12 protein-coding genes are annotated in these 15,504 nt (G+C 36.7%); 7 read left to right on the plus strand and 5 right to left on the minus strand.

The annotated features are described in order from the left end of the window. Positions 1–92: 92 nt before the first annotated feature. The 4 genes from GMB86_RS01930 (at position 93) to GMB86_RS01945 (ending at position 5,295) form a co-directional block, all read left to right on the plus strand. Positions 93–1,652 carry a spore germination protein gene (locus tag GMB86_RS01930; protein WP_155216274.1) on the plus strand — a complete coding sequence of 520 codons (1,560 nt, stop codon included), beginning with the start codon at positions 93–95 and terminating at the stop codon, positions 1,650–1,652. 26 nt (positions 1,653–1,678) lie between these two features. Beyond that, positions 1,679–2,839 carry a Ger(x)C family spore germination protein gene (locus GMB86_RS01935; protein WP_196220094.1) on the plus strand — a complete coding sequence of 387 codons (1,161 nt, stop codon included), beginning with the start codon at positions 1,679–1,681 and terminating at the stop codon, positions 2,837–2,839. Positions 2,840–3,091: 252 nt separating this feature from the next. Next, positions 3,092–4,177, plus strand: coding sequence for a GerAB/ArcD/ProY family transporter (locus tag GMB86_RS01940; RefSeq protein WP_155216278.1), 1,086 nt, complete (start codon positions 3,092–3,094; stop codon positions 4,175–4,177). A 29-nt stretch (positions 4,178–4,206) separates the two neighbouring features. Further along, on the plus strand, positions 4,207–5,295 hold the full coding sequence (locus tag GMB86_RS01945) for a GerAB/ArcD/ProY family transporter (RefSeq protein WP_155216280.1): 1,089 nt from the start codon (positions 4,207–4,209) through the stop codon (positions 5,293–5,295). A 183-nt stretch (positions 5,296–5,478) separates the two neighbouring features. On the opposite strand, the gene budA is transcribed toward GMB86_RS01945, so the two are convergent. Then, the gene (gene budA, locus GMB86_RS01950; RefSeq protein WP_155216282.1) at positions 5,479–6,234 is read right to left on the minus strand and encodes an acetolactate decarboxylase; all 756 of its coding nucleotides are present in this window, start codon (positions 6,232–6,234) and stop codon (positions 5,479–5,481) included. Positions 6,235–6,255: 21 nt separating this feature from the next. After that, positions 6,256–7,947: an acetolactate synthase AlsS gene (gene alsS / locus GMB86_RS01955; RefSeq protein WP_329602706.1), complete on the minus strand. Its 1,692-nt coding sequence runs from the start codon at positions 7,945–7,947 to the stop codon at positions 6,256–6,258. Positions 7,948–8,468: 521 nt separating this feature from the next. Here alsS and alsR point away from each other — a divergent pair. Further along, a complete protein-coding gene (alsR, locus tag GMB86_RS01960) occupies positions 8,469–9,365 on the plus strand; it encodes an acetoin biosynthesis transcriptional regulator AlsR (protein ID WP_155216284.1) in 897 nt (298 codons plus the stop codon). 50 nt (positions 9,366–9,415) lie between these two features. Here the strand turns inward: alsR and GMB86_RS01965 are convergent, their stop codons facing one another. The 3 genes from GMB86_RS01965 to GMB86_RS01975 all read right to left on the minus strand — a co-directional run bounded on the left by GMB86_RS01965 (position 9,416) and on the right by GMB86_RS01975 (position 14,301). Next, a complete protein-coding gene (locus GMB86_RS01965; protein ID WP_155216287.1) occupies positions 9,416–12,547 on the minus strand; it encodes an efflux RND transporter permease subunit in 3,132 nt (1,043 codons plus the stop codon). Positions 12,548–12,834: 287 nt separating this feature from the next. Next, positions 12,835–13,263: an acyl-CoA thioesterase gene (locus GMB86_RS01970; protein WP_155216289.1), complete on the minus strand. Its 429-nt coding sequence runs from the start codon at positions 13,261–13,263 to the stop codon at positions 12,835–12,837. 162 nt (positions 13,264–13,425) lie between these two features. Then, complete coding sequence (locus GMB86_RS01975) at positions 13,426–14,301, minus strand: formate/nitrite transporter family protein (RefSeq protein ID WP_155216291.1); 876 nt, start codon at positions 14,299–14,301, stop codon at positions 13,426–13,428. 445 nt (positions 14,302–14,746) lie between these two features. On the opposite strand from GMB86_RS01975, the gene GMB86_RS15435 reads away from it, so the two are divergent. Both GMB86_RS15435 and GMB86_RS01980 read left to right on the plus strand, forming a co-directional pair. Continuing rightward, positions 14,747–14,920: a hypothetical protein gene (locus GMB86_RS15435; RefSeq protein ID WP_196220095.1), complete on the plus strand. Its 174-nt coding sequence runs from the start codon at positions 14,747–14,749 to the stop codon at positions 14,918–14,920. A gap of 11 nt (positions 14,921–14,931) precedes the next feature. Next, positions 14,932–15,084, plus strand: a complete 153-nt coding sequence (locus tag GMB86_RS01980; protein WP_230458953.1) for a hypothetical protein — start codon at positions 14,932–14,934, stop codon at positions 15,082–15,084. Positions 15,085–15,504: the final 420 nt, after the last annotated feature.

Raw genomic sequence — 15,504 nt, forward strand, 5'->3', positions numbered from 1 at the left:
TCAATTTATATCTATCTTCATTCATATATTACTATTTTTCGGGAACACTACACCTTAAACCATACCAAATCGTTTCCAAGAGGGTGGGCAAGATGGGACTGTTTAAGAAAAACAAAAAAGAGCAAAAGCCTAAACAACAAGAGCAACAGCAACAACATGAAAATGTGATGAATGGTGAAGAAGTCAATTCGACTTCATCTGACCAGATTTCTCGATCATTGAAGATCAATAAACAACGTATATTAGATGTTTACTCAGATTGTTCAGATCTCATCACGCGATCCTTTTCAATTGGTAAACAATCAAAAGATAATGCCTTTTTACTCTATATAGAAGGAACATCCAATTCCGAAGAACTCGATAAAGTAGTTTTAAAACCGCTTTTGTCCATTTCTGAATGGGACCACAGTTTAGAGAAGGTCATTGAAAGCATTTCTGTCGGTCAATTAAAACAACTCACAACTTACGAAGACATTTATAATCAGCTGTCTAATGGGAATCCCATCTTAATTCTTGACCAAATTCCTGTTGCTTTATCTTTCGGATTAACAGCATGGGTCACAAGAGGCATCGAAGACCCTACATCCGAAGTGGTCGTTCGAGGTCCTAGAGAGGGGTTTGTAGAATCTCTTCGGATCAATACGTCACTTATCAGAAAACGTCTTCGTACACCTCAACTTAAAATTAAATCAAAAGTAATGGGTGAATATTCAAAAACTCAAATTGCGATCGCCTATCTTGATGGCGTTTGCGACCCAGGACTATTAAAAGAAGTTGAAAATCGCCTTAATAAAATTAAACTTGAAGGTGTCTTGGAGTCGGGTGTCCTAGAAGAGTATTTACAGGATAATCGGTATTCACCGTTTACTCAACTATTATCAACTGAAAGACCCGATACGCTATGTGGTAACTTGTTAGAAGGTCGTGTGGGTATCTTAGTTGAAGGGACGCCCTTTTGTTTAGTTTTACCGACGACATTTACTGCTTTTATTCAAGCCGCAGAAGATTATTCTCAAGGATTCTATATTACAACTCTTCTTCGAATTTTACGTTTTTTATTCTTAGGTATCGCACTCCTTGGACCATCCTTTTACATTGCCGTCATGACGTTTCATCAAGAGATGGTTCCGACAACACTGCTTCTTACGATTGCTCAAACGAGGGAGCAAGTCCCGTTTCCAGCCTTATTTGAAGCCTTATTAATGGAAGTGACATTTGAAGCTTTAAGGGAAGCCGGGGTTAGATTGCCTAAACAGGTAGGGTCTGCAGTCAGTATAGTTGGCGCGCTCGTTATTGGACAAGCGGCCATTCAAGCGGGACTTGTTTCACCCACTATGGTTATTGTTGTGGCCTCTACTGGGATCGCCTCTTTTATGATTCCACATTACAACGCTGCAATAACCATACGTATGCTGCGATTTCCAGTGATGTTTATTTCCAGCTTCTTAGGTTTTTTAGGCCTTATTATGGCTGTCATCGTCATCATCATTCATCTCTGCTCTCTAAGATCATTTGGGGTTCCTTATCTTGAGCCTTACGCACCTTTTAAGAAATCTGGATTTAAGGACTCTATCATAAGAGCGCCTACATGGAAACAAAAAAACCGACCACATTTTACAGGAAATGTTTGGAATAAACAACGTAAGGAGTGAAGAAGTTGTTTCTTCTTCCATATCTGTTGAAAATAAAAAAAGTTTTATTCATCGTTTCGTTATTCTGCTCATTTTCAGTTATGACGGGTTGCTGGGATCAAAGGGAATTAAATACCCTAGCTCTTGTAACCGCATCAAGCTTTGACTTAGATGCGAACAATAACGTCATCGCCACAGTTCAAATTTTCACTCCACAAGGTACGTCTTCTTCTGGAGGTTCTGGAGGTTCTGGAGGTTCTAGTGGGACGGGCGCACAAGGATCTAACCTAGTTATATCAGGTAAAGGTTCGACCATTTCTGATGCCGTTAACAATATAGAAACAAGAGTCTCCCGTCACCTTTTTAGAGGGCAAAATGCCGTCATCGTGTTTGGTCATGACTTTGCCAAGAAACGCTTAAAAGAAGGATTAGACTATGCCGCACGATTTTATGAGATTAAAGAACGAACCCTAATTTATGTTGCCAAAGATCATGGTGTTGATCTTCTCCAATATCGACCAAATATTGAGAGAAACTCAGCTGATGTCATGGAATACTTGACAGAAAAGAACGCGAATCTAGGTATGTCATTAAAAGATGTCATCTTAATGCGTCTTGGACCAAATAAACCTGTCATTCTACCGATCATTGGAGTAAAACAATTACGTGTTAAAGGAAATCCTGAACATATGTTTCTCACTTTAGGTTCTGCCATCTTTGCGAATGATCGGCTGGTTGGGACGATAGATCACCATGATACTTATGGACAAAGGCTTATCTACAATGAGTTTAATCAGACGGTGTTCCCACTTCATCTAAAAGGGCATTCTGGTCAAGTCTCCTTAAACATTCAAAGCGTTAAAACAGCGACCCATTCTGCTATAAAAGATGGAAAGTGGATCATAACCGTAAAAGTTTCCGGAAAAGGCATTGTCTTTGAAAATACAACCAATCAATCCCTTTTCAAGGTTAAAACTGAACATAAGATTGAAAAAGAAGTTAACAAACGTCTACGTTCGATCATAAAACATTCGGTTAAACAAACACAGCACATGAACAGTGATGTCATGAATTTCCACGGTGTATTTTATCGCGAACATCCAGATGAGTACAATAAAGTAAGTCATAATTGGGAAGATATCTACCCCCGGATTGATGTAAAAGTCAATGGGCATATTAATGTTTATGATCCTGGTATGATTGAGTAAATAAGAGGTGAGTGGAATGAAATGGATGAATCTTATAGGATATAGTGTTGTTCTTTATGGCTTCTATCTCTTTGAAAAAAAAAACTTGCAAAAGAAACATGATAGGATCGTATTTTTTATGTTACTCGGTATTTGTTGGACTGTTATGTTCTCCTTTTTATTCTTTCATTCTCTTTTAAATCCAGCTCGACTCATGCTTTTTCTTTTTAAACCACTAATCCCTATTTTAGGTAAGTAGGCGGTGAAAGAACTTTGAAAGAAAAAACGACCAGTTTTCAATTATTAATCACACTCTATATTGGAATTATAACCACTGGAATGCTTATGATGCCTAGACAACTTTACCGTATCGCGAGCCTTAATTTATGGTTATCCATCATGATTGGTTCCTTACTTGGTTACTTTTCCATTATCGTTATAACCCTTTTTCTTCACACTTTTAAAAATAAAACATTGACAGAAATTACCGAAGAAACATTGGGTCCATATTTAGGGCGGGCTTTGACGTTTATATTTATTTTTTTGACTTTTTACTGCGAAGCGTATTTTGTTCGACAGTACACGAATTTTATTTCAACAAATTTTTATCCAAAAACGCCGAATTACATTATTATCGGTAGCCTGGTCATGGTGTGTTGTTTCGCCGTTTATCATGGGATAGAAGTCATCTGCCGATGTGCGTTAATTGCACTTCCATTTATCTTACTGTTTTTTTCTCTTGGAAGTCTCTTATCTGTTCCAGGGATATCATTTGTAAACCTTTTACCAATTTTAGACAAAGGGCTTGTTCCACCTCTGAGCGGAGCTTCGGTTTCCTTAGCCTGGTTTAGCGAATTTATGCTCCTATCGATGTGTACACCTTTTATTCGTCACTCAAAAACGTTCTTAAGAGATGGATTTAATATGGTGACCATCACCCTCATCACACTGCTGATTTTGATTGTTTCGATTTTGTTATTGTTAAGTGCTTTTACAGGTGTTCCATTATACCCCTACATAGTGAGTGTGAGCTATATCTCTATTGGTCGTTTCTTTGAACATATTGAAGCTTTGGTTATGGCCATATGGATTGTTGGTGCTTTTGTTAAGATTTCCTTTTATCTGTTCGTGATTGTCCATAGTTCAGCCTCTTTCCTTCGACTTTCATCTTATAAATTGAATGCTTTACCGATTAGCTTTTTATTATTTCTATTTAGTTTATGGATTTATCCAAGTGCCCAAAGTCAAATTAAAATAGGAAGTCCTTTAATTAATACAATCACCATTCTAGTTAATCTTTTTTATCCTTTGTTAATATTGGGCTTTGTTCTATTCAAAAAGAAAAATATGGCTTATTAACTCTATATGGATTTGTGAGGTGATTTAAGATGAACAAAATGGTAAACATTACGTCCTTTCAAATGGGGCTAGTCCTATATATAGACACGGTTACAACTGGAGGTCTCATGCTCCCTTACGGTGTATTTGAATTGGCTAAGCAAGATCTTTGGTTTTCATTTCTCATAAGTTCATTATTTGGTTACTTAATGGTTATAACCATCGTTATATTAAATAATACATTTCCTGGTAAAACTTTCATAGAAATAATGAAAAAAGAAATGGGTATTTTGGGTTATGTTCTTTCTCTCTGTTTTTTATTATTTTTTCTCTATATTACAGTTTATATTTTTAGAGAATATTGTAATTTTATTGTGACACATTTCTATCGATTCACGCCCCAATTCGTTCTAATCGGTATTATGGTAATCGTGAGTGCCTACGCTGTTAAAAGCGGCATTGAAGTCATTTGTAGAACAGCTACTTTCTTTTTTCCCCTTTTATTTTTTAGCGTCTCACTCAGCACTTTGCCTTTAATTCCAGATATGCATGTTGACTTTTTACTACCGATGTTTCCCAATGGATTAATCCCTGGTTTAAAAGGATCGGTCATCGCTATGGGATGGCTAAGTGAATTTGTTTTTCTTTCTATGTTCTTACCCTTCGTATCTGCAAGAAAAAAGATTCTCCATGCAGGTTATATTAGTTTAACGTTAACCACTTTGACGATCATTTTTATCACACTTTGTGATTTTTTCGTCTTGGGTCAATCCTTTAATAAATGGTTTTTCCCCTATGTAGTAAGTACCCGTTACGTTTCACTTGGCAGATATTTTGAACATATTGAAGCCATTGTTATGGCTATTTGGATTGTTGGCATTTTTATTAAAATTGCTTCATTTTCGTTTATGTTCGCATATGTTTTGAAGCAATTTTTGGGCGGACCAGATTATCGCTCTCTCGTTTTACCGATTTCTTTTATGTCCTTTTTCCTGTCGCTATGGATATTCCCAAGTTTAACGGATTTTTTCCAAAATGGTGGATCGTTGACAAATACATTAGATACTTTAGGAACGATCTTGTTCCCTTTATTCATTTTATCTTTTATATTCATTAAAAAGTTAATAAAAAAAAGCTAGTACCAACGATGAAAAATGGTACTAGCCAATATTAAGGGGGTTTTGATAGTTATATTATATGCCCTAATAAGCTATTAAGAAGGAATATGTGATATTTTATACAATTTTTTGTATGGATAGGTTGGTTCAATGTCATATGTAAAAAATCTAGATAAGGTTTCAAACCTTATCTAGATTTTTATTTTAGCCTTCTGTTTTTTTCATTTCAGCTTCCATCTCAGGACGATTAAGGTTGGCGTTTAAAAATCCTTCATCTTGTGGAAGATGTAATTTCATTTCAGGCTTTTTATTAATTTGAATCGTACAATTGTCAATCGCATAGTCAAATACATGACCACCGCTAGTTCTATTTTCATCAATAAAGTGAAGGTGAAAACCGCCGACAGCAATTCCATGAGCGTACATTGGAGTCCAAAAACCAACCATCGTCCCCTTCACATTGTTGAATGTGAAAATAGGTTGTGATTCTACGGCTTCTGACATCGGCACATATGGTTTTTCTTGATAGACAACGGTGCGCGTTTTGACTTGTTTAAACACTCCATCAAATCGAACAGCATAAAATAAATTTTCGCTCGGAACAAGATCCATGATTAATTCTTCAATTTCCCTCTTACTCATCGTTTGTTCCACTTTATGTGTGATTTCTGGTTTGAAATACGTCATCGAGCAGAACGGACTTCTATCGGCATCAACTAGGGGCGTTGCCGTACCATCTCCTCTGACGCGGTAAAATTCATTATCGAAACCAATGAGTTCACCGTCGAGTCGATCAAAAGTTCCGATACCGAAATCACCATGATGTTTCAAATCCCCAAATGTTGTTTCCCCTTCATAGACCCCATCAAGTAAAGACAACATGGTGGAAACTTGATAAACCGTATCATATGATTTCTTTAAAACGTTAGTCGTCTGATCATGTTTTACAGATGTACTCATTAAGGAGCCCCTTTCATAAAATTAGTTTAATGCGTTAGGAATCAATTTTTTCGCTAGGTCGATGTTTTCACTATAATCAATAGGCACATCAACAATAACTGGTCCATCTTGGTAAGCAAGTGCTTCTTTCATAACATTTTTTAATTCACTTGGTTTATTCACGCGCATGCCTTTTGCACCAAAACTTTCAGCATATTTCACGATATCGACTGATCCAAATTCAACACCAGCCGTTCTTTCATATTTCATCACTTGTTGGAAGGCAACCATGTCATACGTTCCATCTCTCCATACAAAGTGAACTATAGGTAATTTAAGACGAACCGCTGTTTCCAATTCGTTAGCTGAGAACAAGAATCCACCATCACCAGATATAGATACCGTTTTTTCTTCAGGGTGAACAAGGGCAGCCGCCATAGCCCAAGGAAGAGCTACGCCAAGTGTTTGCATTCCATTACTGAATAATAGACGATGTGGTTCATAAGAACGGAAATGTCTTGCCATCCAGATATAGTGAGAACCTACGTCACAAGTAACCGTCACATTGTCATCAATTAAATCGCGTAAATCACGAACGAATTGTAATGGGTGGACAAGATCGGAATCTTCACGTGCAGGTGGTTCATCTCGATCAACGATTTTTTGACGTAATTCATCCATCAGTTTCAAACCTTCATCAGAAACATTCAAGTGAGTTAATTTCTCTTTAATGCTATCTACTGTAGCACCGATATCACCGATAAGTTCGATCTCAGGTTGGTAATCATGATCAATATCAGCATGAAGTTCATCCAAATGAATTAATTTACGATCTCCGACAGAATTCCAGAATTTCGGATCATATTCAACTGGATCGTAACCAATCGTTAAAAGAACATCGGCATTTTCAATAAGAATATCACCAGGTTGGTTACGGAAGAGGCCAATACGACCGTAGAAATGTTCTTCGAGATCTCTTGAAATTAATCCGGCAGCTTGGAACGTTTCAACAACGGGTAAAGAGATTTTCTTAAGTAATGAACGTACAGCAGCAACGACTTTACGTTTGCTTGCTCTTTGACCGACTAAAATGGCAGGAAGTTTGGCATTTTGAATCGCCTCAACCGCTTTGTCGATTGATTCAGTTGCAGCAGGACCCATTAATGGTTCAGGAGATGGTGCAACTGCTCTAGCTGTCGTAGAGTTAGCCGTAACATCTTGAGGTAAGCTTACAAAAGCTGCACCTTGTGGACCAGATGATGCTTCTCTAAAAGCATTGGTCAAAACTTCTGGAATGTTATCGGAGTCAACAACTTCTTTACTGAATTTTGTAATAGACGAGAACAAGGCCGCATTATCCATAGATTGGTGAGTTCGTTTGTTTCTGTCAGCTCTTATAACTTGACCGCCTATGGCAACAACGGGATCATTTTCCACATTAGCTGTAACGAGGCCTGTGGCAAGGTTAGACACCCCAGGACCTGAAGTGACTAAAACAACACCTGGTTTACCCGTTAAACGTCCCATGGCAGCAGCCATAAATGCAGCATTTTGTTCGTGACGGCAAACAATTAATTCCGGACCGCGGTCTTCTAAAACATCGAAAACGGAATCAATTTTTGCACCTGGAATACCAAAAACGTACTTAACACCTTGTTGAATTAACGTATCAACAACTAAATCTGCGCCTTTTGCTTTTTTAATTTTGTCTTGTTTTTTTTCAGTTTTGCTCACTTTTAGTAATCCTCCTTTTTAGTATATAAATCGATCAGAGTACCATTTAAAATAGGAGTCAAATAATCATGAAACTCTGATGAATGAAACTTATGGTTAGTATCTTCTCCCCTAACAATGGTCAGAGTTTAGATATAAATGAATCCTATAATTAATTTCATCTTTACTTTACAACGGCTATGGTATTGCGTCAAATATATCATTGTATTACTATTAATACGTAGTGCGACTTAATCGCGCGAGCTTTATCTTTTTTTGTCAAATTAAAGGTCTGATGATCAGATTTATTATATATTTTTTACAGATTTAGATTTATATTAATATTAAGTAAAAGTTTACCTTAATAAATTTGTTGCAATTTTTAATAAAGGATGTTTCGTTTCAAGGGTATGATGATAAAGAACCTTTAAAAGGTTGTTTAAAAAAATATTTATTTAAGTCTCAAACATAGTGTTTACTTTTTTTGAATTTATCTTTCGTAACAACTTATACCATATAGAAACACACTAGGAGTGTAGGACATGGAATTACGGCACCTTCATTATTTTATTATTGTTGCTGAAGAACTTCATTTTGGGAGAGCAGCTGTGCGATTACAAATGACTCAACCACCACTAAGTCAACAAATCAAGCAGTTGGAAAATGAAATTGGTGTTGATTTATTCAAACGAACAAAGAGACATGTAGAACTTACTACAGCAGGAAAAATGTTTTTAAATGATGCAAAACAAGCCTTGTCAGTACTGGACCAAGCAGTTGATACAGCACAACGTGCACAACGAGGGGAAATAGGGCATATTGCAGTTGGCTTTGTAGGTTCTGCAACCTATGACATCCTTCCAGATATCGTCCGTGAATTCAGGCGAAAATTTCCTGATGTTTCTATTGAACTTCAGGAATTATCGACTCCAGATCAAATCAAAGCCTTGCATGACGGTTATTTAGATATTGGTATGGTACACCCTCCCATAAACAGTTCCATGATTACTACAGAAATTTTACTACGTGGGAAATGTGCCTTATCAATGCCAAAAAATCATCCACTAGCTAAAAAAGAAGCCATTTATCTCAAGGATCTTGTCGATATACCATTCATTGTTGTGTCTCGTGATATTTGGCCCGCTTTGTATGATGATTTTGTTTCTCTTTTTCAAGATGCTGGGTTTACACCTAAGATTGTTCAGGAAGCAAATGAATATCAAATGGTTCTTGGACTTGTTTCCGCTGGTATTGGCATAGGCGTTGTTCCAAGCACTGCAGAGAAAAATTTTAATTTAGACGTCGTGTATAAGGAAATTGAGGATTATCCTTTAAATGCAATTCTTTCTGTTGCTTATCGTAAAACAGACGAAAACCCATCTCTAAAACGTTTCATTGATATTTCAAAAGAAATTGGGCAAAAATATATGATCGATTAAGTCTTTTTAAAGTAAAGGAGGCTGACATTAAAACGTCAGCCTCCTCATTTTTATTCTTCAATAGCTTTCTTTTTCTTACCTTTACGATGACTCATTTTCATTAAAAATTCATAGACAATAGGGACGACGACAAGTGTGAGTAATGTTGAACTCGTGATACCACCGATAACCGTCACACCAAGTCCTTTGGATATAAGTCCGCCACTTCCTTCTGCTCCAATGGCAAGTGGAATGAGTGCACCAATGGTTGCAATGGCTGTCATTAAGATCGGACGTAAACGTGTCGCACCAGCTTCTAGTAAGGCTTCTCTTGTTGATAAACCTGCCTTCTCCATATGAATGACTCGATCAATTAATACAATCGCGTTTGTTACGACAATACCGATCAACATGAGTACACCGATCATAGCCGATACACTAATGGTTTCACCTGAGATAAAGAGAGCTAATAAACCACCGATTATAGTGAACGGTAAGGAGAAGAGAATGGCGAATGGTGCAAGTCCGCCACCAAAAGTGACAACAAGGACAAAGTAGACAATGGCTATAGCAGCTAAAATGGCCATCCCTAATTGTGAAAACGATTCATTCATTTGCTCTGTGACACCGCCAAATGAAATACTTGCTTGATTCGGTGTTTTGATTTTATCTACTTTTGCTTTCAAGTCGCTTGTCGCTTGGCTCACATCAGCCGATGTCACTTTGGCAGATACTTGCGCACTAAATTTACCATTACGTTTCGTTAATGAATTCGCTGTTTTTCCTTTTTCTACTTTTACAACATCCTTTATTGGTACTTCCCTGCCAAGTGGTGATGTCAATGTTTTAGCCATCACATCATCAATATCTTTATAGGATGATTTAGCGTTTTTAACGTAGACATTAAGTTCTTTACCATTTTGTTTAATCGTTGTTAATGTCTGGCTCTCTCCTGTATTTGCCAAGGCCCCCGCAACCTGCCCGGCTGTTAAACCTAATTGACTTAGTTTATCTTTATCCACGACAAGATTAAATTGACTATAGGCTTGTGTGAGACTCGAATCAATATTTGTCAGGTTCTTTTGCTGTTTCATTTTTGATTCGACTTGCTTCACAATTGGCTTAATTTGTTCCATGGAATCGCCGTAGACATAGAGCGTTAACGTATTGTTGCTTCCGCTCGTGCCCCCACCCATGTCTTCTTGACCCCATTTGCCTTTATTGGATATCTTAGCAAGATCTTTCATGGTTTTATCAGCTAATTTATCGAAGTTAGGGGTATCTTTCTCATACATTACATAGAATAAGGCTTGATTAGAAGCTGCAGGATTCATTGGATTTTCTCCACCGACTGAATACTGCATTTTTGTCATGTGTTTATTATCTTCTAGGTATTTCTCGGCTTTTAAAGCAACAGCTTCAACATCGCTTAAACGTTGACCTGGATTAGGGCTATAGGTGATCGTCAACATTTTTTCTGAATCTGATGCTAAGAAACTAAAACCAATCTTAGGGACTAAAAACAAACTTCCAACAAGAGCTAAAACTGCAATCCCAAAAGTGATCAGCTTATGATTTAAAGCGCCATTTAAAACACGTTTATAGAATGACGATAACTTTCCTATTTCTTTATGTTCTTTGGCTTTTTTTACCCCATTTTTAAATAATGAATCAGCTAACATTGGAACGATCGTTATGGCAACAAGTAAAGAGGCAAGCAGTGAACACACAATTGTTAAGGCAAATGGCAAAAATATTTGTCCAACAACACCACTCACTAAGGCCATAGGCAGGAACACGGCAATCGTTACGATGGTCGATGACATAATTGGGATGAACATCTCGCGTGTGGCTTCACGGATTAATTCCGTGCCTTTAAGTTTCTCAGTTGATAAGGTTAATCGCCTGTAAATGTTCTCGATAACCACAATAGAGTCATCCACAACACGGCCAATGGCTACCGTCATCGCACCGAGTGTCATGATGTTTAATGTGACATCCATTTGTTTGAGAACGATGAGTGCCATTAAAAGGGATAATGGAATCGAAAAGATGGAAATAATCGTTGATCGAATATTTCTCAAGAACAACATGATAATAATAACGGCAAAAATGGCACCAAGTATGGCCTTTTCAATCATTGTTTTAACCGAATCTTGGATTGGTTTTGCCTGATCATACATATTAACGGTGTGAATGCCATTATTGTCTTTGCTGAATTTCTTTAACTTCGCATTGGCTTCTTTCACGACATCTACTGTGTTGGCATCATCTGCTTTCACTATAGATACACCGATAGACTCTTGTCCATTTGTTCGGGAAATGGATTCCGCTTTTTTATCAAGTTGAAGTTTCGCCACATCTTTTAGTGTAATTGTTGGTAATTGTGCAGGTTTTACTTGAGTTTGCGGCGCAGCTTGTCCTTGCATTTGACCTTGGCCTGCACTCTGTTGCATTTGGCTTTGTACAGGTATTTCAATATTTTCTAAATCATGGAGCGTTTTAATGTCTCCATTTACAGCGACCGATTGTTCTTGATTTCCAATGGTATACAAACCAAGCGGCATGGATACATTGGCCCCCTTAATCATGTTGGTCACTGTATCTTGAGTTAAACCATAGTGTTTTAATTTCTTATCGTCGAAAGTTAAAAGAATCTGACGTTGCTCTTGACCTGAAACGGTAACCGTTGAGATTCCATCTATGCCTTCAAGAGTAGGGACCAAATCATCTTCTACTTTAGACGTCAATTCTGAAAGTGATGCATTTTCATTAGAAACACTGACACTTAAAACAGGAAAAGCATTAAAATTAATTTTAGAGACATTTGGCGTCTCCACATTATCTGGTAAATCGATTTTATCAACAGCTTCTTTTACTTCTGTAACGGCTTTATCCATGTCTTTGTCGTAGTTATATTCGACTTGGATGGACGAGACATTGGCATTCGTTGTAGAGCTTACATTTTCAACCCCTGATAAATGACTGATCCTCTGTTCGATGGGTGTCGTAATTTTATCATTAATGTCTGTTGGTGTTCCTCCAGGATACATCGTGGTTATTGTAAGGACTGGAAAACTCATATTTGGCATGGTTTCCATCTTCATCTTAGAACCAGAATATAATCCAGCAACCACTACAATAATGGTGAGTAGCCAAAGGGCATACTTATTCTTTGTCGAAAAATTAATAATAGACTTCAATCTCTTCACCTCGGTAATAGAATCTAAATTTTCATATTAACAACTAAAATGTTGGTAACGAACATATTAATATAGCTATGTATTCACTTTTACTCATCTCATTACGTTTCTCCTCCTAAAAAAGTTTCATATTATTTAACTAAACGTGAGAATCATTACTTCATCATTATCTATAATAGAGTTAAATGACGTATGCAACTGTCGATTTAATTCAACATACAACTTAAGTCGTATTTTTATTTGTACTCTAGAGAACTTTGAAAAATAAGCATTCAACCACTATATATTTACTTAATCGATCGTAAGTCAGGTACATTTTTGGGTTGGTCCATATGCTTTTCTAAATGTTGACGTATTGAATCAGATAATGGTACCGACTCCCTACTTATAAAATCAAAACCAAGTAACGTCACACGTCCACGAGCACGACATTCACCATTTTTATCTATGATGGCATGTTCAGCATCAAAACTTGAACGACCTAGTCTACCAATCCATGTTAATACAGTCACTGTTTCTCCATATTTTATTTCTTGAATATAGTCACAATGAGTTGAAGCAACAATAATATTCCACTCGTCAAAATTTAAATTTGGATTAAACAATTCAAATATAGCCCTTTTCCCCTCTTCAAAATAGGTATAATACACGGCATTATTGACATGTCCCAACGAATCACAATCATTAAACCTAACAGTGATTTCTGTCGATATCATCTAAATTTCCTCCTAATTATTAGTCAAATTCCACGACTCTTAAAAATATATCAAAATAATCATAACACTTTTCATAGTTAATATCTCTTGCAGCTTTTTTCATAGAAAACGTAAAAAAATACCACAGATCCTATCATTGTGGTATTTTCGCAAGGTTTAAGATTATTTTTGTAAAAGAAGTTCTGGGGTAAGTTCTGGTTGAGTTTCTTTTTTTGTGTGATCTTCAACAACGTCACTCGCCAATGCCTCTGCTTGTTTCTTAGCTGCCAACGTTTCTCCTTTTGCGAGGTAGTAATACACTGCACCTACAAATAATCCTCCACCCAAAATATTACCTAACGTGACTGGGAGAATATTATAAAGAGCACCTTGTAATGTGATAGACGTTGGATGAGCAATAGATAACGCCAATGAGAATAAGGATAGGTTAGCAATAGAGTGTTCATAACCCGATGCAAAGAAAGTAAATACGAGTAAAATGATGGCAATAAGTTTAGCTGCATCACCTTTTAATCGCATTGGAATCCAGATTGCTAAACAAACGAGCCAGTTACAGAATATGGCACGAACAAATAATTGATCAACTGGGAGATACATTTTTTTGTTAACAACTTCAAACAAAAGATGATTGGATGCCAATTGATCAAAGATCCCAGTTCTCGAAAAGACGAGTGCAAATAGAACAGCACCTATGGCATTTCCTCCAAAACAAAATACCCAGTTTTTTATTAAATCACGAATTTGTGTTTCTTTTTTCAATGTACTAATGGTAAAAAACATCGTATTTCCTGTAAATAGTTCTCCACCACCATAAACGATAAGAATAAGGGCAATACCAAAGAAAATACCGCTCATAAGGGTGGTTGCTGGTGATTGAACAACGTTAAAACTGTCTCCTATTTTGAAACATAGAACAATGGCAAGACCTATGAACACACCTGCTAGACTAGCCCGAACAATATATTGTAACAACGAAGAATCAAGAATATTTTTTTTGAGCACTGCGGATTGAACTGCTTTTTCTAACGATTCATGCATTTTATTTCCCCTTTTCATTTTTGTGAATTATTTCACGTTTGATAGTAAAATATAACTTTGTGAATTTTTTCACATTTGATAGCAAAAATATTACTTTGTGATTATTTTCACATATGAAACTAATTAATATCGACCCTAGATTATTCATACATAAATACTAAGAAACTCTACCAAATCAATAATAAACCAATCTGTGGCTTTTCATTTAATAAATTAAAAGGAGCCCTTCCTTTAATATCGTATAAGTAACCACACAAACAAAATTCAAGGAGGACTCCATAATGAAATGTGTAATGGAACAAATTAGAAGGGTTACTGGCTAAGTACGCTGGCATCCTGCCAGAACGCCAGTACTAGCCCGTCCTGGGCGTCGGAGGGCTAAGAGCGGCGCCGTTTTGAGGACCAGAAAAACAAGTGGCCTCCAAGATTCGTAGCTTCTCATTTGGTGAACAACCTCTATAAGGAATTTGATGAACAGATTGGTTTAAGTAAGTCCCATGAAACCCTTCAAGTCAATGATGAAGTTAATCACCGGAATCACCCCAATCATGAGGTTGTCATCCATAAGGTTATCATCACATTACTGGTTATCATACGGATGACCATGCCGATGAGTTAAAGCATGAACCGATGTTCACCACGATTCTTAATAAGGATCGATTAGCTTCTCAGCCTTTCTTGTCACGTTTAAATAAGACGATGAAGTTGCTTCAACAAGTTAATCAGAGGTTAAATGACCGTATTCAACCATTAAGCCAAGCGTTCACTTTGTTTTTGATTTAGATTCGGCCAATTTCACCACCTGTGGTGATCAATATGAAACGAACTACAATGCCCACTATACGGGTGTAGTATGCCTTTTTTTGACCGTTTGGTATTAAATGGACTACCTAAGTGTAGGAGTTAGAATTAACTTTCGAGTTTATCTATTTTTGAAATTGGTTTTTGTAAATTAACTTTATTTTTGATAATAAACGGTTGAATTGTCCGTTCAAAAGTCAAACTATGAATAATTCAGGATCAAATACATTTCAACTAAATGTACCATCTATATTGTGTTAGTCATGTGATCTATCATAAATTAATCTGAGATCTGGTTTATGTGATTTGTTTCACATACCGTATGTATAGAAAATACTCCATTTCACTCTGATTTTCAATACCCTTTTCATGATGTTACGATTACTGTCAAATTTAACTTTA

It is taken from the genome of Terrilactibacillus tamarindi (genome assembly GCF_009718825.1).
GTDB classification, from domain to species: Bacteria; Bacillota; Bacilli; order Bacillales; family Sporolactobacillaceae; genus Terrilactibacillus; species Terrilactibacillus tamarindi.

What these genes read in the sequence shown, in the direction of transcription:
- GMB86_RS01930 (WP_155216274.1), top strand. Translation starts at nt 93, where the DNA reads ATGGGACTGTTTAAGAAAAACAAAAAAGAGCAAAAGCCTAAACAACAA.
- GMB86_RS01945 (WP_155216280.1), top strand. Translation starts at nt 4,207, where the DNA reads ATGAACAAAATGGTAAACATTACGTCCTTTCAAATGGGGCTAGTCCTA.
- budA (WP_155216282.1), bottom strand. Translation starts at nt 6,234, where the DNA reads ATGAGTACATCTGTAAAACATGATCAGACGACTAACGTTTTAAAGAAA.
- alsR (WP_155216284.1), top strand. Translation starts at nt 8,469, where the DNA reads ATGGAATTACGGCACCTTCATTATTTTATTATTGTTGCTGAAGAACTT.
- GMB86_RS01970 (WP_155216289.1), bottom strand. Translation starts at nt 13,263, where the DNA reads ATGATATCGACAGAAATCACTGTTAGGTTTAATGATTGTGATTCGTTG.
- GMB86_RS01975 (WP_155216291.1), bottom strand. Translation starts at nt 14,301, where the DNA reads ATGCATGAATCGTTAGAAAAAGCAGTTCAATCCGCAGTGCTCAAAAAA.
- GMB86_RS01980 (WP_230458953.1), top strand. Translation starts at nt 14,932, where the DNA reads ATGTTCACCACGATTCTTAATAAGGATCGATTAGCTTCTCAGCCTTTC.